Consider the following 21,705-nt stretch of genomic DNA (forward strand, 5'->3'; position numbering starts at 1 on the left):
CGATGACCACGTTTTCCAGGACTGCGCCGTGCTTGATGGCTTTCCAGATGACCGGTTCGTTCTTCTCGGACAGGTCGATGCACTTGGCGTAGCAGCCGCCTTCGATGTTGAAGACAACGCCTTCGCCCCAGCCGTGTTCGTCGTCACCGATCAGGTAACGGCTTTCATCGGCCGACAGGGTGGTTTTACCGGTGCCCGACAGACCGAAGAACAGGGTCACATCGCCTTCTTCGCCGATGTTGGCAGCGCAGTGCATTGGCAGCACGTCAGCGGCCGGCAGCAGGAAGTTCTGCACGGAGAACATGGCTTTCTTCATCTCACCGGCGTAACGCATGCCGGCAATCAGCACTTTCTTCTGCGCGAAGTTGATGATCACGCAACCGTCGGAGTTGGTGCCGTCACGCTCAGGCACGCACTCGAAGTTGGCCACGTTGAGCACTTGCCACTCTTCACGACCGGCCGGGTTGTACTGGGCCGGGTTGATGAACAGGCAACGACCGAACAGGTTCTGCCAGGCAGTCTGGGTGGTCATTTTCACGGCAAGGTAGTGATCTTCAGCCGCGCCTACATGCACGTGGGAAACAAAGTGCTCTTGCGCGTTGTTGAACGCCTCGACACGAGCCCACAGCGCGTCGAACTTGTCGGCCGGGAACTTGCGGTTGATCGGGCCCCAGGCGATAGCGGCCTGGGTGGAAGGCTCTTCAACGATGAAACGATCGACTGGCGAACGGCCGGTGCGGTGACCGGTGCGAACAACCAGAGCGCCGGTATCGGCAAGCTCGCCCTCACCGCGTTGCAGGGCTTCTTTTACCAGATCATCAACACTCAGATCGGTGTACACGGCGTTATTGGCTTGCGTCATGAGGTTCCCCGTCGGCCAGTGGCCGAGTGTGCTCCAAACGTTTTGTAGTAGAAAGTCGTGCACTACTACCGCGAAAAAAGTGGGCCGGATTATGCCAGAAAAGCCCAAAAAGAGTAGGGTCCTCCCGTCGTAACGGCGAAATTCCGTCGTTACGCAGTGAATTTACCTGCGCTGAACCGTTTTAGTGCCGGGTATCTGACGGCGTGTCGACGCCCGCACCAGCGAACAATTGAGCAATATCGGCCGCATCGAACAGGTAACGCTGGTTGCAGAACTGGCAATCGATCTCGACTTCGCCACCGCGTTCGGCCACCAGTGCCTGCGCGTCTTCCAGACCCAGGCTGACCAGCGCATTACCCGAGCGTTCCCGCGAGCAGCTGCAACGGAAGCGCAGGTTTTGCACATCGAACAGGCGCACCTGCTCTTCGTGGTAGAGGCGATGCAGGACGGTTTCGTTGTCCAGGCTGAGCAATTCATCGGCGCTCAGAGTGCTGGCCAGCGCGGTGATGTGCTGCCAGCTGGCGGCGCGCTCTTCTTCGTCTTTCAGGCGGTCGGCCGGCAGTTGCTGCAGCAGCATGCCGCGGGCACGACGGCCGTCGGCGAACAGCTTGAAGCGGGTGCCAACCTGCTGAGACATGACGAAATAATTGGTGAAGCATTCCGACAGGGTTTCACCGTCGAGGTCGACGATACCCTGGTAACGCTGGCCGATCGTCGGGTCGACGGTCAGGGTCAGGTCACCGCCCGGCATCAGGTCGGCAAGGGTCGCATCCGGGGCGATCTGCTCGGCGTTATAACGCGCCAGACCACGGATCTCGCGCTCGCTGGAGCATTCGATCATCAGCAGCGGAATCGGGCCTTCGGAGCGCGCCTGCAGAATCAGCAAGCCGTCGAATTTCAGGGTGCCCACCAGCAACGAAGCGGCCGCCATCAATTCGCCCAGCAATTGCGCGACCGGCTCCGGGTACGGGTGCTTGGCGAGGACTTCGGCGTAGCTGCGTTCCAGCGCAACCAGCTCGCCGCGAGTGTCGCTGTCATCGAAGATGAAGCGTTGGGTGTAATCGGTATCCGGGAGATCAGTCATAGGTCTGGGTATCTGAATTGATGACAAAATGGTTACAAAAGATGAAAATCCCGCGCTTCTCCGCACCCATTTGGTGCGAATGTTCAGCCACGGGAGGCATTTTATGAACAATCCGGGTTTGTTCCAATCAAGGTGGAACCTCGGCCGGCTGGTTCTGTGTAACGTGGTGCCGTTGGCGCTACTGGCTTTCTGGTTATGGCCTACGGGCCAGATGCTGTGTGTGATTTTCGACGAGTGGCTGTTTCGCTCACTCAATGCACCACTGGCCAGCAACCCCATATGGCTCCACATCTGGGCAATTGCAAGTCTGCGCCCGTTCGACATCGTTGTAGGTCTGATTCTGCTGACGCTGCTGATCAAGGGTGACTGGGTGTTCAAGGCGATTGATGTACGTCGCGCCTTTTTCGGTTTTTTCTCGATTCTGCTGTTGATGGTGGTGATTCGCGCGCTGTTTTCCAAATTCGCCGACTACATGGACTGGCAGCACAGCAGTCCATCGATGGTGCTGGAAGGCGCGGTGCACCTGAGTGATTACTTCCCGCACCTGGAAAAAGCCTGGGAACTGAAGGATCGCTCAAGTCAGAGCTTCCCCGGTGACCACGCTTCGGTGTTGCTGATCTGGGCACTGTTCATGGGCGTGTTCAGCCGCTCGATCGGCCAGTTCCTCACGGTCTGGGGCCTGGCGCTGCTGTTCATGCTGCCGCGTCTGGTGGCCGGCGCGCACTGGGGCCAGGATGATTACATCGGCGGCATGCTGCTGGCGGTGTGGGCGTTGGGCTGGGGTTACTACACACCGTTCGCTTATCACGCCGCCAACTTCTGGCTGAAGGTCACTGCGCCGGTTTTCAATCTGCTGGGCAAGCTGCCGGTGGTTTCGCGGATGAGTGTGGTGTCTGCCCGTTAATGGGTTGAATGCTGAAAAGATCGCAGCCTGCGGCAGCTCCTACAGGAAAATGTATTCCCATGTAGGATCTGCCGCAGGCTGCGATCTTTTTATTCGTGGCTGCTGCCACGAAATTTGAACAGATCCCGCCGCTGCTTCTTGCTCGGCTTGCCGTCGGTACTCACACCTAACGCTCCGGCCTTGCGCATCGCCGCTGCCGCTTCACGCTTGGCAATGCTCGCCTCGGTCTCGGTATACAGCGTCTGCGCCTCGGGTGCGCCACGACGTACGATCGACAAGGCGTCGACCCTCACCGTGCGCTCTTCAAAACCGGTACGAATCTCGAATTCATCGCCAATGCGTGGCTCTTTGCCAGGCTTGCAGCGCTCCCCTCGGCAGTGCACCTTGCCACTTTCGATGGCTGCTTTGGCCAGGGCCCGGGTTTTATAAAAGCGCGCCGCCCACAACCACTTGTCGAGACGGACCTTGTCGTCCTCTTCGCTTTTTTGTGCCATGGAATTTCCTCATTCTGAAATATTGATGAACTGTACTACCGTTTCTGTCGTGCCATGAATGACGCCGCCGCGGATTACAATGCGCACCAGCCGACACCCGCTTGAGGCGTCGGCGATCCGGGCCGTAGAAATCTGTCGCCTTTTAACCCTTATTCTGCGTGAATACCGCGAATCCGGCCCTTGCGGGCTGAGCGGTTGCCACGGTTGAGCATTTTTTTGAAGACATTTGACCATTTGACCGTTGTCGGTCTGCGCGAGTGGGTGGCGCTCCCGGATCTGGGAGTCGCGGGCCTGCGGGCGAAAATCGACACCGGCGCCAGCACCTCCAGCCTGCACGCCACCGACATTGAACCGTTCGAACGCGATGGCGAGAAGTGGGTGCGTTTCACCGCGCATCTGGGCACGGTGGTGCAGTTGCGTCATCGGCGTTGCGAAGCACCGCTGGTGACGCGCAAAACCATCAAAAGCTCCAACGGCCAGGCGCAGGTGCGCTATGTGATCAGCACCACCCTGGCCCTCGGTGATCGGGTCTGGCAGGTCGAGTTCACCCTCGCCTGCCGCAAGTCCATGCGCTATCGCCTGTTGCTCGGGTCCAAAGCCTTGATCGACGGCCAGCTGGTGGTCAATCCGGGCATCAAATATGTACAAGACAAGCCGGTGTTCCCGGTATCTACCTCCTCCACAGGTGTTGCATGAAGATCGCTGTGCTGTCGCGGAATCCGCGTCTGTATTCCACCCGTCGCCTGGTCGAAGCCGGCACCGAGCGCGGGCATGAAATGGTCGTGATCGACACCTTGCGCGCCTACATGAACATTGCCAGCCACAAGCCGCAGATCCACTATCGCGGCAAACCGCTGGAAGGCTTCGACGCGGTGATTCCGCGAATCGGGGCGTCGGTAACGTTCTACGGTTGCGCCGTGTTGCGCCAGTTCGAAATGATGGGGGTGTTTCCGCTCAACGAATCGGTGGCCATCGCCCGCTCGCGAGACAAATTGCGTTCGCTGCAACTGCTGTCGCGTCGCGGCATCGGCCTGCCGGTCACCGGCTTCGCTCACTCGCCGGACGACATTCCCGACCTGATCGACATGGTCAACGGCGCGCCGCTGGTGATCAAGGTGCTGGAAGGCACTCAAGGCATCGGTGTGGTGCTGTGCGAAACCGCAACCGCAGCCGAATCGGTGATCGAGGCGTTCATGGGCCTGAAGCAGAACATCATGGTTCAGGAATACATCAAGGAAGCCGGCGGTGCGGATATCCGCTGTTTCGTGGTCGGCGACAAGGTGATCGCTGCCATGAAACGTCAGGCCAAACCGGGCGAGTTCCGCTCCAACCTGCACCGTGGCGGCAGCGCCAGCCTGATCAAGATCACCCCGGAAGAACGCATGACCGCGTTGCGTGCGGCCAAGGTCATGGGCCTGGCGGTGGCGGGTGTGGATATCTTGCGTTCGAACCACGGGCCATTGGTGATGGAAGTGAACTCGTCGCCGGGCCTGGAAGGCATCGAGACCACCACCGGCAAGAACGTGGCGGGGATCATCATCGAACACCTTGAGAAGAATGGCGGGCCGAACATGACCCGGACAAAGGGCAAGGGTTGATCCGTTTGAAATGTGGCGGCTGACAGGCCGCCTTCGCGGGCAAGCCCGCTCCCACATTTTGGAATGCGTTCCCCTGTGGGAGCGAGCTTGCTCGCGAAGGGGCCATCAACCCCGCTGAACATCCCGACTGTTAGACCGCATCCCGCGGCAACATCAACCCCAACGGCAACCTTACCCGCGCTTCCAGCCCGCCCCCGGAGCGGTTGCGCAGTTCGACATTGCCGCCATGCATCGAAGCAATCCGCTTCACAATTGCCAACCCCAACCCGGTGCCTTTGCCACCCCGGGCACGGTCGCCACGGGTGAACGGGTTGAAGATCGCCTCAAGCTCTGACGGATCAATCCCCGCGCCACGGTCCATCACGCTCAACACCACGTACGGCGCGCTGGTATCGCCAGACACATAAGCCGCGACCTCGACGCCACTACCGGCATGGTTCAGGGCGTTGCCGATCAGGTTGTTCAGCAGGCGTTTCATCGACACCCGGCGCAGTGGAAACGGCTGGATCGGTTCCAGTCGCAAGCGTACTTTTTCTTCGCTCTGGTTATAGGGTGCGGCCACCTCACGCACCAGATCGCTCAGGTCCACTTCTTCCACCGACTCGTCACGACCGTCACGAATGAACGCGAGGAACTGGTCGAGAATCGCGTCCATGTCTTCGATATCGCGGACCATGTCGTCAGTCAGGTCATTGCGATCGCCCATCAGCTCCAGCGACAGCCGCAAACGGGTCAGCGGCGTACGCAAGTCATGGGACACCCCGGCCAGCATCAGCTCGCGCTCGCGCCCGGCCTGTTCGACGTCTTCGGCCATCTGGTTGAAGGCGCGATACACCTCGGTCATCTCGCTCGGTGTATCGCTGATCGGCAGACGCACGCTGCGGCCCTGACCGAGTTGTCGGGCGGCATACACCAGGCGTTTCAACGGCTGGTTGAGCTGACTGACGAAAATCCATGCCGACGCGGTCGATAACAAACCGATGGCGAGGAACCAGCCGAGCACGTTCCAGATTTTCTGGCCGCGTAATGGATGCGGGTACAGCGGCACTTTCAGCCAGCCATCACCCAGACTCGGTGCACGCACCCACAGCGCCGGCGGCGAGTGCATGCGCAAACGCACTTCGGTATCGGCGCCCAGCTCCGCCTGCATCTGCCGCTGATAAATTTCACTGTACGGCCAGTGCTGTTCGCCCTCCGGCACACCGGCGCCGACCACCCGGATCAGCGTCGCGGCATCGGCGATCTTCGCGCGGTTTTCTTCATCGGCCGCCCAATAGGCACGCAGCGTCAGGGCGACGCCGTGGCTGTATTGGCGATCCACCAGCACGTCCTCGTTCATCAACAGATAAACCAGGGTCAGCGCCTTGGAAAACAGCACGACGATGAGCACCAGCCAAAGGGTGCGGGAGAAAAAACTTTGGGGGAACCAGACGGGGGTTTTCATCGATAACCGTTACACACTTGCAGGAGCGAGCCATGCTCGCATATTGCGGATTGCGAGTCTGCGTAGAGGGTCGATCAACCCGGTCTGCGCAGACCCGCTCCTACAAATCGCCGATCACTTGGTAGCGGCGCCATCCGGTACGAACACGTAGCCCACGCCCCAGACCGTCTGGATGTAGCGCGGTTTCGACGGATCCGGTTCGATCATCCGGCGCAGACGGGAGATCTGCACATCGATGGAACGCTCAAGGGCATCCCACTCGCGACCACGGGCCAGGTTCATCAGTTTGTCGCGGGTCAGCGGCTGACGCGCGTTCATTACCAGCGCCTTGAGTACCGCAAACTCACCGGTGGTGAGCATGTGCACTTCTTCGCCACGTTTCAGCTCGCGGGTCGCCAGCGACAGCACGTAATCACCGAAGGTGACATTTTCGTCTTCACTGCCCGGTGCGCCCGGCACCGGTGCGGCCTGACGCCGCAGAACCGCTTTGACCCGAGCCATCAGCTCGTCCGGGTTGAACGGCTTGGCCAGGTAGTCATCGGCGCCCAGTTCCAGGCCCTTGATGCGGCTCATCTCATCGCCCTTGGCGGTGAGCATGATAATCGGAATCTGATTGTTCGCCGCCCGCAGGCGACGGCACGCGGTCAGGCCGTCTTCGCCCGGCAGCATCAGGTCGAGGACGACCAGATTGAACACTTCACGCGACAGCAGACGGTCCATTTGCTCGGTGTTCGGTACGGCACGGGCGCGGTAGCCCTTGCTGACGAAAAAGCGTTCCAGCAGGCTGCTCAGCCCTGGATCGTCGTCAACAATAAGAATTTTTTCGCCTTCAGCATTGTTTGCAGTGCTGCTCATTGGATGCTCCTTTTAGCTCGGCGCGCATTATGGCGTAGCTGCCGTTATACGCACCGTGTGCATTGTTAGCAGATTTTTCCTTCACTGCCAGAAAACCGGGGTTTGTGCCTACAGACTGCTACACCCCCGAATGACAGAACGCTGGTTATAATGCGCGGCGTTTTGTGCCAGGCAACGTCTGAATCGTTACCGCAGGTGGCCGGGCTTTTTTACCGGTGGCCGCAGTAATTGTTCGATTTCACGGGTCAATGGGGAGCCTTTTGACCCAGGCAGCGGCAATTTTCTAGCCGCTCAACCAGACTCCGGGCCTTTATTTCCGTGCCTGCGAGCCTGCTTTCACACTATGTCAGGTGGTTTTATGGACAGCATCAACAGCCGCATCGCCGAGGAACTCGGCGTACGCCCGCAACAGGTCGAAGCGGCCGTCGCGCTACTCGATGAAGGCTCTACCGTTCCCTTCATCGCCCGTTACCGGAAAGAAGTCACCGGCAGCCTCGATGACACCCAGCTGCGTCATCTGGAAGAGCGTCTGCGCTACCTGCGAGAACTCGACGAACGGCGCATCAGCATCCTCGCCAGCATCCAGGAGCAGGGCAAACTCACCCCCGCCCTCGAGCGCGACATCAAACTCGCCGACACCAAGACCCGCCTCGAAGACTTGTACCTGCCGTACAAGCAGAAGCGCCGAACCAAGGGCCAGATTGCCCTGGAAGCCGGCCTCGGCGAGCTGGCCGACGGCCTGTTCAACGACCCGAATCTATCGCCAGAAACCGAAGCCGCACGCTTCGTCGACGCCGAGAAAGGCGTAGCCGACGTGAAAGCTGCGCTGGAAGGCGCCAAGTACATCCTGATGGAGCGCTTCGCCGAAGACGCCAGTCTGCTGGAGAAGCTGCGTAACTTCCTCAAGCAGGAAGCGACCATCAGCGCCCGCGTGATCGCTGGCAAGGAAGAAGAAGGCGCCAAGTTCCGCGACTACTTCGAACACGACGAGCCGCTGAAAAGCATGCCGTCGCACCGCGCACTCGCGATTTTCCGTGGCCGCAACGAAGGCATCCTCAGCTCCGCGCTGAAAGTCGGCGACGAGCTGCCGGGCACCATGCACCCGTGCGAAGGCATGATCGGCCAGCAATTCGGCATCCAGAATCAGAACCGCCCGGCCGACAAATGGCTCGGTGAAGTGGTGCGCTGGACCTGGAAGGTCAAGCTCTACACCCACCTCGAAACCGACCTTCTCGGCGAGCTGCGCGACGGTGCCGAAACCGAGGCGATCAACGTCTTCGCCCACAACCTGCACGACCTGCTGCTGGCCGCGCCGGCCGGCCCGCGCGCCACCCTGGGCCTCGACCCGGGCCTGCGTACCGGCTGCAAAGTCGCGGTAGTCGACTCCACCGGCAAGCTGCTCGATCACGCCACGGTGTACCCGCACGTGCCGCACAACAAGTGGGATCAGACCATCGCCATTCTGGCCGCCCTGTGCGCCAAGCACTCGGTTGACCTGATCGCCATCGGCAACGGCACCGCCAGCCGCGAAACCGACAAACTGGCGATCGAGCTGATCAAAAAATACCCAGCAATGAAGATGACCAAGGTCATGGTCTCCGAGGCCGGTGCATCGGTGTACTCGGCGTCGGAACTGGCTGCCAAGGAATTCCCGGATCTGGACGTGTCGATCCGTGGCGCGGTGTCCATCGCCCGTCGTCTGCAGGATCCACTGGCCGAACTGGTGAAGATCGATCCGAAATCCATCGGTGTCGGCCAGTACCAGCACGACGTCTCGCAGCTGAAACTGGCGCGTGGTCTGGATGCGGTGGTCGAGGACTGCGTAAACGCCGTCGGCGTCGATGTAAACACCGCCTCGGTGGCCTTGCTGGCGCGGATTTCCGGCCTCAACGCGACCCTGGCGCAGAACATCGTCGCTCACCGTGACGAGCACGGCGCGTTCAAGACCCGTGCAGCGCTGAAGAAAGTTGCGCGTCTGGGCGAGAAAACCTTCGAACAGGCCGCAGGCTTCCTGCGCGTGATGAACGGCGACAACCCGTTGGATTCCTCGGCCGTTCACCCGGAAGCCTATCCACTGGTACAGCGCATCGCCGCTGAAACCGACCGCGACATTCGCTCGCTGATCGGCGACGCCGCGTTCCTCAAGCGTCTGGACCCGAAGAAGTTCACCGACGAGACCTTCGGTCTGCCCACCGTCACCGACATTCTGCAAGAACTGGAAAAACCGGGTCGCGACCCGCGTCCGGAGTTCAAGACCGCCGAGTTCCAGGAAGGCGTCGAAGACCTGAAAGACCTGCAACTGGGGATGATCCTCGAAGGCGTCGTCACCAACGTGACCGCGTTCGGCGCGTTCGTCGACATCGGCGTGCATCAGGACGGTCTGGTGCACATCTCGGCGTTGTCGGAGAAGTTCATCAAGGACCCACGCGAAGCGGTGAAGGCCGGTGACGTGGTGAAAGTGAAGGTCATGGAAGTCGACATCCCGCGCAAACGCGTCGGCCTGTCGATGCGCATGAGCGACACCCCGGGCGAGAAAATCGACGGTGCCCGTGGTTCGCGTCCGGGCTCGGCACCGCGCCAGTCGTCCAACAACGCGCCACGCAAGGAAACGGCCACAGCCGCACCGGTGAACAACGCCATGGCTTCGCTGTTCGCCAACGCCAAGCAGTTGAAGAAACGCTGATGGAGATTCCGGCCGGGCTCGTCGAGAGCGCGTTTTTCAAGCTGTTGGGCTGCCGCCTGCACAGCCTGGAAACCGGGGTGGCGCAAGTCGCCCTGGTGCTGGAACCGCAACTGCGCAATCGCGGCGGCAAATTGCACGGTGGCGCGCTGTTCAGTCTGGTCGATATCGCCATGGGGCTGGCCTGTTCCAGCACCCACGGCTTCGATCAGCAGAGCGCGACCATCGAGTGCAAGATCAACTATATCCGCGCCGTATCCGACGGCGAGGTGCTGTGCACGGCGCGGGTGATCCACCCGGGCCGCCGCACGCTGGTGGTCGAGGCCGACGTGATGCAGGGCGACAAACTGGTCGCAAAAGCGCAAGGCACGTTCGCAGTCCTGTAGATGTTGTTCATCATTTTGAGTTAATTTCGGCGCAATGAATCCTGTAGGAGCTGCCGCAGGCTGCGATCTTTTGATCTTGCTATTGAAAAACAAAATCAAAAGATCGCAGCCTGCGGCAGCTCCTACAGTTTATGTGTGTGGCTGACCGGCTAGAAAACCAGGCGAAAACGCCAGTTTCAACTTCACCCTTGTAGACCGTCCTGCCCACCCCCATATTGGGGCGACTGACGCGTGAAGGAATCCAAATTGAGCGAACTTCTCAACCGCCGCCTGGCTCTGCTCGGCGAGCGCGCCAACCTCTCTCTGCTCGAACAGTGCCTCCACGGTATCGAACGTGAATGCCTGCGCGTGACCAGTGAAGGTCGTCTGGCGCAAACGCCGCACCCGGAAGCCTTGGGTTCCGCGCTGACCAATGAACAGATCACCACCGACTATTCCGAGTCGCTGCTGGAATTCATCACCCCCGCCCTGCCCGATCCGGCCGATACGCTGGCGAGCCTGGACAAGATTCATCGCTTTGCCTACAGCAAGCTCGGCAACGAGTACCTGTGGAGTCCGTCGATGCCGTGCCCGTTGCCGGCCGAGGAAGACATCCCGATCGCCTATTACGGCACCTCCAACATCGGTCAGCTCAAATACGTCTACCGCAAGGGCCTGGCCCTGCGGTACGGCAAGACCATGCAGTGCATCGCCGGGATTCACTACAACTTTTCCCTGCCGGAAAAGCTCTGGCCGCTGCTGCGCGAAGCCGAAGGTTTCGTCGGCACCGACCGCGATTTCCAGTCGTCGTCGTACATCGCGCTGATCCGTAACTTCCGCCGCTACAGCTGGCTGCTGATGTACCTGTTCGGTGCTTCGCCAGCGCTGGACGCAGGCTTCCTGCGCGGCCGTTCGCATCAGTTGGAACAACTGGACCCGGACACGCTGTACCTGCCGTACGCCACCAGCCTGCGCATGAGCGACCTCGGTTACCAGAGCAACGCCCAGGCTGGCCTGACGCCGTGCTACAACGACCTGGCGAGCTACACCGACAGCCTGCGCAAAGCTGTGGCCACGCCGTATCCGCCGTATGTGGAGGTCGGCACACACAAGGATGGCGAGTGGGTTCAACTGAACACCAACATCTTGCAGATCGAAAACGAGTACTACTCCAACATCCGCCCGAAACGCGTGACCTATACCGGCGAGCGGCCGATCCAGGCCCTGATGGCCCGCGGCATTCAGTACGTCGAAGTGCGTTGCCTGGACATCAACCCGTTCCTGCCGATGGGCATCGACGTCACCGAATCGCGCTTCCTCGACGCGTTCCTGCTGTATTGCGCGCTGAACGACAGTCCGCTGCTGACCAACACTTCGTGCGGCAATGCCACTTCGAACTTCCTCAGCGTGGTCAAGGAAGGCCGGCGTCCGGGCCTGCAGTTGCAGCGTGACGGCGAAGCGGTCGAGCTGAAGGTTTGGGCAGCCGAGCTGCTGGAAAAAATCGCACCGCTGGCGGCGTTGCTTGATCAAAGCCACGGCGGCGACACGCATAGCAAGGCGCTGGATGCGCAACTGGCCAAAGTCAGCGACCCGTCCCTGACCCCGTCGGCGCAGGTGCTGGCCGCGATGGCCGAGCACAAGGAAAGCTTTGCGCAATTCTCCCTGCGTCAGAGCCAGGCGCATGCCGAGTTCTTCCGCCGCGAGCCGTTGACGGCGGATGAGCAGGCGAAGTTCGAGGAACTGGCGCGCTCGTCGCTGGCGCAACAGGCGGAGCTGGAGCAGAACGAGGTCGGTGATTTCGATGTGTTTGTCGGGTCGTATCAGGCGAGCATTCTGGCGATCAGTAACTAACCACTATTCCCTGTGGCGAGGGAGCTTGCTCCCGCTCGGCTGCGCAGCAGTCGCAATCTCAGTCCCCCGGTGCATCAGCAGCACCGTGATGAATTGATATGGGAGTCCTCCGGACTCCAGCGGGAGCAAGCTCCCTCGCCACAATGGCCTCACCAGCAATCCCTCCGCTTAGATTTTTCCGCTCATAAGCTAAGTCTAAAAAGTTATTTATTTTTAGTTTCTTAGATCATTTAGTCTCCTTTCACGCCGATCGTCGGTCGCCTGATTTGGAGCACTCCCCATGAAACTGAATTTCCCGCTTCGCCTGCTGGCCGTGGCCTCTCTGGCTGCTGCGAGCTTTCTGGCGCAGGCCGCCGACCTCACCGTCGCTTACCAGACCACCGTCGACCCGGCGAAAGTCGCCCAGGCCGATGGCACCTACGAGAAAGCCACCAAAGCCGACATCAGCTGGCGCAAGTTCGACAACGGCGCCGACATCATCGCCGCCATTGCTTCGGGTGATGTGCAGATCGGCTACCTCGGTTCCAGCCCGTTGACCGCTGCGATCACCCGCAAAGTCCCGGTGGAAACTTTCCTCATCGCCACCCAGATCGGCGCCGCCGAAGCACTGGTCGCCCGCGACGGTTCCGGGATCAAGACCCCACAGGATCTGATCGGCAAGAAAATCGCCGTGCCGTTCGTGTCCACCGGTCACTACAGCCTGCTCGCCGCGCTGAAACACTGGAACATCGATCCGTCGAAAGTCACCGTGCTCAACCTCGCCCCGCCAGCGATCATCGCCGCGTGGAAACGCGGTGATATCGACGCCACTTACGTGTGGGATCCGGCCCTCGGTGTGGCCAAGGAAAACGGCAAAGTGCTGATCACCTCCGGCGAACTGGCCAAGTTCGGCGCGCCGACCTTCGATGCCTGGATCGTGCGCAAAGACTTCGCCGAGAAACACCCGGAAATCGTCACCGCGTTCGCCAAGGTCACCCTCGACGCCTACGCCGATTACCGCAAGGATCCCAAAGCCTGGCTCGCCGACCAGTCCCACGTCGACAAGCTGGTGAAGCTTTCCGGCGCCAAGGCCAGCGACATTCCATTGCTGCTGCAGGGCAACGTCTACCCGCTGGCGGCTGATCAGGTGATCAGCCTCGGCGCGCCGACCACCCAAGCCATCACCGACACCGCCGCGTTCCTCAAGGAACAAGGCAAGGTCGAAGCCGTACTGCCGGACTACGCGCCGTACGTCAGCGCCAAATACATCACCAATTGATCGGGAGTTGACTGCGATGGCCTTGCTACAGCTGGAGCGCATCAGCGCACAGTACCCGGGCAGCCCGGAACCGGTGCTGGCGGACATTTCCCTGACCCTCGGGCCTCAGCAATTGCTGGTCGCCCTCGGCCCGTCCGGCAGTGGCAAGACCTCGCTGTTGAACCTGATTGCCGGCTTCGTCGAACCCAGCGCCGGGCGTATCACCCTCGACGGCGTGCCGGTCAAAGGCCCGAGCGCCGAACGCGGCGTGGTGTTCCAGGATGACGCCCTGCTGCCCTGGCAGGATGTGTTGGCCAACGTCGCGTTCGGTCTGGAGCTGGCCGGCGTCGCCAAGGACAAGCGCGAAAAGATCGCCCGGGAAATGCTTGCGCTGGTTGATCTCTCAGGTTTTGAACACCGCCGTATCTGGCAGCTCTCGGGCGGCCAGAAACAGCGCGTCGGCCTGGCCCGCGCCCTCGCCGCCGACCCGCGTGTGCTACTGATGGACGAGCCCTTCGGCGCCCTCGATGCGTTCACCCGCGAGCAGATGCAGGAGCTGTTGCTGCAAGTCTGGCAGCGCACCGCCAAACCGGTGTTCCTGATTACCCACGACATCGAAGAAGCGGTATTCCTCGCCACTGACCTGATTCTGCTGGCGCCGAATCCGGGGCAGATCGTCGAGCGTCTGCATCTGGATTTCGGCCAACGCTACGCCGCCGGTGAGTCGGCGCGAGCGATCAAATCCGACCCGCGTTTTATCGAAACCCGCGAGCACGTTTTGAGCAGAGTGTTCTCGCAACGCAGCGCCGTGCAACGGCAGGAGCGCGCATGAGCAGTTACGACGTTTCCGCCCCCGCTGTGAAAACCCCGTCGGTGGCAATTCCAATCCGGCGCAGCCTCAGCACCCGCTGGATCAGCCTGCTGACCCTGTTCGCCTTGCTGGTGATCTGGTGGGCCGTGACTGCCACCGGCTTGATCGAACCGCTGTTCCTGCCGCCACCGTCCGCCGTGCTGCAAAAAGGCTGGTTGCTGGCGACCACTGGTTACATGGATTCGACCCTGTGGCAGCACCTGGGCGCGAGCCTGAGCCGTATCGGTCTGGGCCTCGGCTTCGCGATTCTGACCGCAGTGCCGGTGGGCATCGCCATCGGCGCCAACCGTATTGCCCGTGGTGTGCTTGACCCGCTGATCGAGTTCTATCGGCCGATTCCGCCGCTGGCGTATCTGCCGCTGATCGTGATCTGGTGCGGCATCGGCGAGTTGTCGAAAGTGCTGCTGATCTACCTGGCGATTTTCGCGCCGATTGCCATTGCCACCGCGACCGGCGTGCGCACCGTTGACCCGGCGAAACTGCGCGCTGCTCAGTCGCTCGGTGCGACCCGCGCACAGTTGATCCGCCATGTGATTTTGCCCAGCGCCCTGCCAGATATTCTGACCGGTGTGCGCATCGGTCTGGGCGTTGGCTGGTCGACCCTGGTCGCCGCCGAACTGATCGCCGCCACCAGCGGTTTGGGTTTCATGGTGCAGTCGGCCGCGCAATTTCTGGTCACCGATGTGGTGGTGCTGGGGATTCTGGTGATCGCCCTGATTGCCTTCGCCATGGAAATGGGCCTGCGCGCCCTGCAGCGCAAACTGGTGCCGTGGCACGGCCAAACCCACTAAAGCATTTGTGAATCCTCCCGTGCAGGAGCTGCCGAAGGCTGCGATCTTTTGATCGGCTTTTAAAAAACAAATCAAAAGATCGCAGCCTGCGGCAGCTCCTACAGGGGCGCGGTTACCCGGAATTGAAGAGAACCATCATGAGCAGCCTGACCATCACCCCCTTAAGCTCGGCCCTCGGCGCGCAGATCAGCGGCGTCGACGTCAGCCAGCCGTTGAACCTGGAACAGCGCAATGCCATCGAGCAGGCGCTGCTCAAGTACCAGGTGCTGTTCTTCCGCAACCAGCCGATCGAGCCTTCGCAACAGGCGCGTTTCGCGGCGTACTTTGGCGACCTGCACATCCATCCGATCTACCCGAACGTGCCGGAGCAGCCCGAGGTGCTGATCCTCGACACCGCCGTCACCGACGTGCGCGACAACGCGATCTGGCACACCGACGTGACCTTCCTGCCGACCCCGGCGATGGGCGCGGTACTCAGCGCCAAGCTGCTGCCGGAGTTCGGCGGCGATACGTTGTGGGCCAGCGGGATTGCCGCCTATGAAGCGCTGTCGGCGCCGATGAAAACCTTGCTCGAAGGGTTGACTGCAACTCACGATTTCACCCGCTCGTTTCCGCTGGAGCGCTACGGCAACACGCCGGAAGCCCTGGCACAGTGGGAAGAGGCACGACGCAAGAACCCACCGTTGTCACATCCAGTGATCCGCACTCACCCGGTGAGCGGACGCCGTTCGTTGTTCATCAACGAAGGCTTCACCTCGAAGATCAACGAACTGTCGGACACCGAGAGCGAAGCGATTCTGAAATTCCTGTTCGCTCATGCAACGCGGCCCGAATTCACCATTCGCTGGCGCTGGCAGAAGGATGACATTGCGTTCTGGGATAACCGCGTGACCCAGCATTACGCGGTGGATGATTACCGTCCGGCGCGGCGGGTGATGCAGCGGGCGACGGTGTTGGGGGATGTGCCGTTCTTCAAATGAGGCCCGATTTCCTCATTGCCTGAACTGGCCCCTTCGCAAGCCCGCTCCCACAGGTACAGCACCGTTCACAGACTTTGTGTACGACTGGAACCCTGTGGGAGCGGGCTTGCCCGCGAAAGCGTCAGAGCAGGCGCCGAATAATTCGGCGCCAGTCACTTATTCAGCGGTCGACGGCTTCTCCCACAGATTGATCCCGCCCTCCTGGGCAAAGCGGTCGATCTCCGCCAGTTCCTCAGCACTGAAGCTCAGATTCTTCAACGCCCCGACGTTCTCGATGATCTGCTCCGGCCGGCTCGCGCCGATCAGCGCCGAGGTCACCCGTGGATCACGCAGGGTCCAGGCCAGTGCCAGTTGCGCCAGGCTCTGGCCGCGACGTTTGGCGATCTCGTTCAACGCACGCACGTGCGCAATGTTGGCCTCGGACAAGTGCGACGCCTGCAGCGAACCACCGCCCGGACGATTGACCCGCGCATCCGCCGGCACGCCATTGAGGTATTTGTCGGTCAGCAGACCTTGGGCCAACGGCGTGAACGCGATCACACCAGTGCCGAGTTCTTCGGTGGTGTCGAGCAGGTCTTTTTCCACCCAGCGATTGAGCAGGTTGTACGCCGGCTGATGAATCAGCAGCGGCACTTTCCATTCCTTGAGCAGCGCAGCGATCTCGCGGGTTTTCACCCCGGAGTACGACGAGATGCCAATGTACAACGCCTTGCCCTGCTGCACGGCGGTGGCGAGGGCGCTGGCGGTTTCTTCCAGCGGGGTGTCCGGGTCGAAGCGGTGCGAATAGAAGATATCCACATAGTCCAGACCGAGGCGCTGCAGGCTCTGGTCGAGGCTGGCCAGCACGTATTTGCGCGAGCCGCCGCCCTGACCATACGGGCCGGGCCACATGTCCCAACCGGCCTTGCTCGAGATGATCAGCTCATCGCGGTACGGCTTGAAATCTTCGCGCAGCAGGCGACCGAAATTGATTTCGGCGCTGCCGTATGGCGGACCGTAGTTGTTGGCCAGGTCGAAGTGGTTGATGCCCAGGTCGAACGCGGTGCGCAGCAGGGCGCGCTGGGTGTCGATCGGCGTGCTGTCGCCGAAGTTGTGCCACAGGCCCAGCGACAGCGCCGGCAGCACCAGACCGCTGCGGCCGACGCGGCGGTAAGGGATGGAGTCGTAGCGGTTTTCGGCAGCGGAGTACGTCATCGAATCCTCTCTTGTTTGATTAACAGCAATTTGAGGGTGAATCCCAACTTTGTGGTGAGGGGATTTATCCCCGATGGGCGGCGAAGCCGCCCTAGAATCTGCGTTCTCTGTGGCGAATTTTTGGGACGGCTACGCCCTCCATCGGGGATAAATCCCCTCACCACAGGGTGTTTACACAAATCTGTTTTGCGGTCGGGCCAGGCCCAGGTTGTCGCGCAACGTCCGGCCCTCATACTCGGTTCTGAACAGCCCGCGCCGCTGCAGTTCCGGGACCACACCATGGGCGAAGTCTTCGAGACCGCCCGGCAGGTGCGGCACCAGCACGTTGAAGCCATCCGCCGCGCCTCGTTCGAACCACGCCTGCAAGTGATCGGCGATCTGCGTCGGCGTGCCCACCAGGCTGTAATGCCCGCGTCCACCGGCAATCCTGCGGCCCAATTCGGCGAGGGTCAGATGCTCCCGCCCCGCCAGCTCAGTGAGCAGTTTCTGCCGGCTCTGCTGGCCGCTGTCGGTCAGTGGCAAATCCGGTAGCGGTCCGTCCAGCGGGTACTTCGACAAGTCGAAGTTGCCCAGCATACGCCCAAGCAAGGCGACGCCAACCTCCGGTTCGACCAATTGCTGAAACGTTTCACATTTTTCCTGCGCTTCGGCTTCTGTCTGCCCGACGACGACAAACACTCCCGGCATGATTTTCAGCGAATCGGCACTGCGTCCGTACTTGGCCAGACGTCCCTTGAGGTCGGCGTAGAACGCCTGCGCGCCAGCCAGTGAAGTCTGCGCGGTGAACACCACTTCAGCAGTTTGTGCCGCCAGCTCACGCCCGGTTTCGGACGAGCCGGCCTGCACGATCACCGGTTGTCCCTGTGGCGAGCGTGCGACGTTCAGCGGGCCTTTCACCCGAAAGTGTTCACCGACGTGATCCAGCACGTGAAGCTTCGACGGGTCGTAATAGGCGCCACTGGCCTTGTCGCGGACAAACGCATCATCCTCCCAACTGTCCCACAGCCCGCTGACCACCTGATGAAACTCCCGGGCGCGGCTGTAGCGCTCGGCGTGGCCGATGTGCTCATCGCGACCAAAGTTCAGTGCCTCGGCAGCGTTGTCCGAGGTCACCAGATTCCACCCGGCGCGGCCGCCCGACAGATGATCGAGCGAGGCGAATTTGCGCGCCACGTGGTACGGCTCGTTGTAGCTGGTGGTCGCCGTGGCGATCAGGCCGATGTGCTCGGTCACCGCGCTCAGGGCCGAGAGCAAGGTCAGCGGTTCGAAGTGATCCGAGCGCGCCATGCGGCTGGCGATGTCCTGGGTCGGCGCGGCGACGCTGTCGGCGACGAACAGCGTGTCGAACTTCGCCGCCTCGGCAAGCTGCGCCAGACGCTTGTAGTGGGCGAAATCCAGACCGGCATTGGCCGGTACCTGCGGGTGCCGCCACGCGGCGACGTGGTGCCCGGTGGCCATGAGAAAGGCGCCAAGTTTCAGCTGTCTGCTCATCTCAGAAATCCTTGCGCAGTTGCACGCCGAAGTAGCGCTCGTCATCCCGTGGCACGGCGCGGTAGATGTAGCTGCCGCCGTTGGCCAGCAACGGTGAGTAGGACTTGTCGGCGAGGTTCTTGCCCAGCAGCGCCACACGCCAGCCGTTGCTGTAATCGGCGAGCGCGACGCTGGCGTTCCAGATGCCGTAAGCGCCTTGTTTGGTGTCGGCGTTCTGGCTGATGTCGTACTGCACTTCGCTCTGCCAGCTGTAGTCGGTGCCGAGTTCGATATCGAGGCCGTTGTCCAGCGGGATGCTGTAGTCGGCGCGCACGTAGCTTTTCCAGTCCGGACTGAACGGCAGCGGTTTGCCATTGACGTTGCACGACGCCGCCGCGCCCACCGGGCAGCTGAACTGGTCGATGCGCGCACGGGTGTAGGCCAGCGCACCGGAGAACTTCAGTTGCTGGGTCGCCTGCAAGGCGTAATCGAGTTCGACGCCTTCGGTGCTGACGCTGCCGGCGTTGATCAGGCGCGTCACCACTTGCCCGGCGACCGTGTCGAAAAAGTTCGCCTGGTAGTTGTCGTAATCGCTGTGGAACACCGCGAGGTTGGTGGTCAGCCGGTTGTTCCAGCTGGTGGCCTTGATTCCCGCCTCCCAGGTATTGGAGGTTTCCGGTTTCAGCGCTTCGGTGTCACGCGGCTGCATGTTGAAGAACACGTTGTAGGCCGGGCCTTTGTAGCCGCGTGAATAGGTCAGGTACGTGGTGACTGCATCGCTGAGGTCGTACTGCACGCCGAGCCGACCGGACCAGCCGTCCTCGTCCACCGAACCGGAACTGCTGGTGGCCGGTTGAATGCCGATGACCGTGTTCGCCGAGGTCGAGACGCGGCGGTGTTCGTATTCCAGATCATCGTGGGTGTAGCGCAGGCCGGCGATGCCGCGAAAGTCCGAGGTGAAGTTCAGTGTGGCTTCGCCGAACGCCGCGTAGCTGTCGCTGGTGGTGCTGTAATCGGCGACGCCACGGTCGGTGCGCGTGGTGGTGGTCAAGGTGCGCTGATAGGTCTCGTCATCCTTGCCGTGCATGTAGAACAGGCCGCCGACGTATTCGAGGAACTCACCTTTCGGCGAAGCCAGGCGCAGCTCCTGCGAGTACTGGTCGAAGGCCAGATCGCCCTTGTCGGCGGTGCCGGGGAACGCTGCCGTGATCGTGCTCAGCCGATCGCCGTCCTGATACTGCGTATTGTCCCAGCCACGCCACGCGGTAATCGACGTCAGGGTGTAATCACCCAGTTGCCAGTCGAGCTGGCCGGACAGGCCCTTGTTGGTATCCTCGACATGGCTGCGGGTGTCGGTGTTGATGTCGCGGTTGTGGCTGCTGGCGTAGACCGGGCCCAGCGCGTTGGCGAAGGCCGGGGTCAGCGACTTGCTGATCACGCCGTTGGGGCCGTCGTCGTGGGACTGCATGTAGTCGGCAATCAAGGTGAAGGTGACGTCGTCGTTCGGGGTGAATTCGAGTTTGCCGCGCACCCCGCGATGGTTGTAGCCGTTGACCTCCTGGCCGTTGTGCTGGTTATCGACGTTGCCGTCGTACGTGCCGAATAGGGTGCTGATCGACCCCTTGAGCGTGTCCGGAATCAGGCTGCCGCCAATGCCGAAGCGGGTGCGGCTTTCGTTACCGCTGTAGTACGACTGGTCGATGTAGCCGTGGGTCTCGTTGGTCGGCGCCTTGCTGGTGATGTTGAGCACACCGGCCGAGGCGTTCTTGCCGAACAGCGTACCTTGCGGGCCACGCAGCACTTCGACGCGCTCCAGATCCAGCAGGTCGAGCGTCGATTGACCGGGACGCGCATAGACCACGCCATCGATCACCGTGGCCACCGTTGGCTCGACGCCGGGCGAGGTGGAAATCGTGCCGACGCCCCGCACAAACAACGAGGTGTCCTTGTTCGACGCCCCAGTGCGGAAATTCAGCGACGGCACTTGCTGGACGATGCTTGCCACGCCGTTACGGTTGTCGCGCTCCAGTTGTTCACCATCGATCACCGACACTGCCACCGGCACTTTTTGCAGCGACTCTTCGCGGCGGGTAGCGGTCACCGTGACGGACTTGAGGGTCGGCTCTTGTTCGCTGCTGTCGGCGGCGAAAGCCGTGGGCAGCGGCAACGCCGCCAGCCCGGTAAAGATCCAGCCAGCGGCGCGAATCGATTGCGCCAGTTTGTGTGTCGCCCCAGGAGTGTTGTGCATGGTTGCCCGCTCGAAATTGGCCCTGAACCGCTGCCGTTCTGCGACGACAGCGCCTGAATCGGTGTCTTGGGCATTCGCTCGAGCGAGTAGCAGACAATGCGCTTTGTTAGCGCTAACATCGCCAGTATTGGCAAGCTCGGCATAGAGCGTCCAATACTGAAAAATTACTTTTATATGCGTTTTTGTTTTTAAGAAGGATCGAGACTTGAGCCAGGAAAAGCCTCGCAAACGCCGTGGCGCCGGACGCGTGACCCTGAATGCAGTGGCGCGCGAGGCTGGCGTCTCGGCGATTACCGTGTCGCGCTATTTCAATCAGCCGGAAACCGTCTCGCCGGAACGTCGCGAGCGCATTGCAGCGGTAGTGGCCGAGCTGGGTTATGTGCCGAATCTGGTGGCCGGTGGCCTGGCCTCGGCGCGAGGGAAAATCGTCGGCATGGTGATTCCGAACATCTCCGGGCCGATTTTTGCCAACACCATTCAGGGCTTCAGCGACACCCTCAGCCGCCACGGTTATCAGCTGCTGCTGGCGTCGAGTTACTTCAGCACCGAACAGGAAGAAAACGCCGTACGCGCATTTCTTGGCTGGTCGCCGGCCGCGTTGGTGCTGACCAGTCATTTCCATAGTTCGGGCACGGAAAAGATGATCGCCGAAGCGGATATTCCGGTGATCGAAACCTGGGATTACCAGCCGGATCGCGAGCCGATGCAGATTGGCTTTTCGCACTATGAAGTCGGCGTGAGCGCTGCGCGTTATCTGCATGACAAAGGCTATCGCCG

The 21,705-nt window shown here is 61.3% G+C and carries 19 protein-coding genes; 11 read left to right on the forward strand and 8 right to left on the reverse strand.

The annotated features are described in order from the left end of the window. The coding region (locus tag AB1J88_RS00005) for a phosphoenolpyruvate carboxykinase (ATP) (RefSeq protein ID WP_430289902.1) at window positions 1–862 on the reverse strand (862 nt) is incomplete at its 3' end. 181 nt (window positions 863–1,043) lie between these two features. Then, on the reverse strand, window positions 1,044–1,946 hold the full coding sequence (gene hslO, locus AB1J88_RS00010; RefSeq protein ID WP_041071252.1) for an Hsp33 family molecular chaperone HslO: 903 nt from the start codon (window positions 1,944–1,946) through the stop codon (window positions 1,044–1,046). A gap of 103 nt (window positions 1,947–2,049) precedes the next feature. Here hslO and AB1J88_RS00015 point away from each other — a divergent pair, with 103 nt between their 5' ends. Next, window positions 2,050–2,850: a phosphatase PAP2 family protein gene (locus AB1J88_RS00015; RefSeq protein WP_430289903.1), complete on the forward strand. Its 801-nt coding sequence runs from the start codon at window positions 2,050–2,052 to the stop codon at window positions 2,848–2,850. A gap of 89 nt (window positions 2,851–2,939) precedes the next feature. Here the strand turns inward: AB1J88_RS00015 and AB1J88_RS00020 are convergent, their stop codons facing one another. Next, window positions 2,940–3,344 (reverse strand): RNA-binding S4 domain-containing protein, encoded by a 405-nt coding sequence (locus tag AB1J88_RS00020; RefSeq protein ID WP_401281855.1) that lies wholly within the window; start codon window positions 3,342–3,344, stop codon window positions 2,940–2,942. A gap of 234 nt (window positions 3,345–3,578) precedes the next feature. Here AB1J88_RS00020 and AB1J88_RS00025 point away from each other — a divergent pair, with 234 nt between their 5' ends. Together AB1J88_RS00025 and rimK are read left to right on the forward strand one after the other, a co-directional pair. Continuing rightward, entirely contained in the window at window positions 3,579–4,040 is a 462-nt protein-coding gene (locus AB1J88_RS00025; protein WP_174377334.1) for an ATP-dependent zinc protease family protein, read from the forward strand. Then, on the forward strand, window positions 4,037–4,942 hold the full coding sequence (gene rimK, locus AB1J88_RS00030; protein ID WP_007949201.1) for a 30S ribosomal protein S6--L-glutamate ligase: 906 nt from the start codon (window positions 4,037–4,039) through the stop codon (window positions 4,940–4,942). Before AB1J88_RS00025 ends, rimK begins: the two co-directional genes overlap by 4 nt. A 130-nt stretch (window positions 4,943–5,072) precedes the next feature. Here rimK and AB1J88_RS00035 read toward each other — a convergent pair whose 3' ends face one another. Continuing rightward, window positions 5,073–6,386: an ATP-binding protein gene (locus AB1J88_RS00035; protein ID WP_027611205.1), complete on the reverse strand. Its 1,314-nt coding sequence runs from the start codon at window positions 6,384–6,386 to the stop codon at window positions 5,073–5,075. Window positions 6,387–6,500: 114 nt separating this feature from the next. Then, entirely contained in the window at window positions 6,501–7,241 is a 741-nt protein-coding gene (ompR, locus tag AB1J88_RS00040) for a two-component system response regulator OmpR (RefSeq protein ID WP_003220637.1), read from the reverse strand. Between the two features lie 358 nt (window positions 7,242–7,599). On the opposite strand from ompR, the gene AB1J88_RS00045 reads away from it, so the two are divergent. The 7 genes from AB1J88_RS00045 (at window position 7,600) to tauD (ending at window position 16,016) form a co-directional block, all read left to right on the forward strand. Continuing rightward, on the forward strand, window positions 7,600–9,924 hold the full coding sequence (locus tag AB1J88_RS00045) for a Tex family protein (protein ID WP_086793978.1): 2,325 nt from the start codon (window positions 7,600–7,602) through the stop codon (window positions 9,922–9,924). Then, window positions 9,924–10,307 (forward strand): PaaI family thioesterase, encoded by a 384-nt coding sequence (locus AB1J88_RS00050; protein ID WP_086793980.1) that lies wholly within the window; start codon window positions 9,924–9,926, stop codon window positions 10,305–10,307. Before AB1J88_RS00045 ends, AB1J88_RS00050 begins: the two co-directional genes overlap by 1 nt. A 246-nt stretch (window positions 10,308–10,553) precedes the next feature. After that, window positions 10,554–12,137 carry a glutamate--cysteine ligase gene (gshA, locus tag AB1J88_RS00055; protein ID WP_414904387.1) on the forward strand — a complete coding sequence of 528 codons (1,584 nt, stop codon included), beginning with the start codon at window positions 10,554–10,556 and terminating at the stop codon, window positions 12,135–12,137. 280 nt (window positions 12,138–12,417) lie between these two features. Next, window positions 12,418–13,395, forward strand: coding sequence for a taurine ABC transporter substrate-binding protein (gene tauA, locus AB1J88_RS00060; protein ID WP_430289904.1), 978 nt, complete (start codon window positions 12,418–12,420; stop codon window positions 13,393–13,395). A gap of 16 nt (window positions 13,396–13,411) precedes the next feature. Next, window positions 13,412–14,206: a taurine ABC transporter ATP-binding subunit gene (gene tauB / locus AB1J88_RS00065; RefSeq protein ID WP_430289905.1), complete on the forward strand. Its 795-nt coding sequence runs from the start codon at window positions 13,412–13,414 to the stop codon at window positions 14,204–14,206. Then, window positions 14,203–15,036: a taurine ABC transporter permease TauC gene (tauC, locus tag AB1J88_RS00070; RefSeq protein ID WP_430289906.1), complete on the forward strand. Its 834-nt coding sequence runs from the start codon at window positions 14,203–14,205 to the stop codon at window positions 15,034–15,036. The genes tauB and tauC overlap by 4 nt, the downstream gene beginning before the upstream one ends. A 137-nt stretch (window positions 15,037–15,173) precedes the next feature. Beyond that, window positions 15,174–16,016: a taurine dioxygenase gene (gene tauD / locus AB1J88_RS00075; protein WP_430289907.1), complete on the forward strand. Its 843-nt coding sequence runs from the start codon at window positions 15,174–15,176 to the stop codon at window positions 16,014–16,016. A 156-nt stretch (window positions 16,017–16,172) separates the two neighbouring features. Here the strand turns inward: tauD and mgrA are convergent, their stop codons facing one another. The 3 genes from mgrA to AB1J88_RS00090 form a co-directional block, all read right to left on the reverse strand. Next, entirely contained in the window at window positions 16,173–17,210 is a 1,038-nt protein-coding gene (mgrA, locus tag AB1J88_RS00080; RefSeq protein ID WP_430289908.1) for an L-glyceraldehyde 3-phosphate reductase, read from the reverse strand. Between the two features lie 171 nt (window positions 17,211–17,381). Further along, on the reverse strand, window positions 17,382–18,701 hold the full coding sequence (locus AB1J88_RS00085) for an LLM class flavin-dependent oxidoreductase (RefSeq protein WP_430289909.1): 1,320 nt from the start codon (window positions 18,699–18,701) through the stop codon (window positions 17,382–17,384). Window position 18,702: 1 nt separating this feature from the next. Further along, complete coding sequence (locus AB1J88_RS00090) at window positions 18,703–20,928, reverse strand: TonB-dependent receptor (RefSeq protein ID WP_430289910.1); 2,226 nt, start codon at window positions 20,926–20,928, stop codon at window positions 18,703–18,705. A gap of 205 nt (window positions 20,929–21,133) precedes the next feature. Here AB1J88_RS00090 and AB1J88_RS00095 point away from each other — a divergent pair. Continuing rightward, on the forward strand, window positions 21,134–21,705 hold a 572-nt coding region (locus AB1J88_RS00095; RefSeq protein WP_430289911.1), incomplete at its 3' end, for a LacI family DNA-binding transcriptional regulator.

This window comes from Pseudomonas sp. S8 (assembly GCF_050473925.1).
Taxonomy (GTDB): domain Bacteria; phylum Pseudomonadota; class Gammaproteobacteria; order Pseudomonadales; family Pseudomonadaceae; genus Aquipseudomonas; species Aquipseudomonas parakoreensis.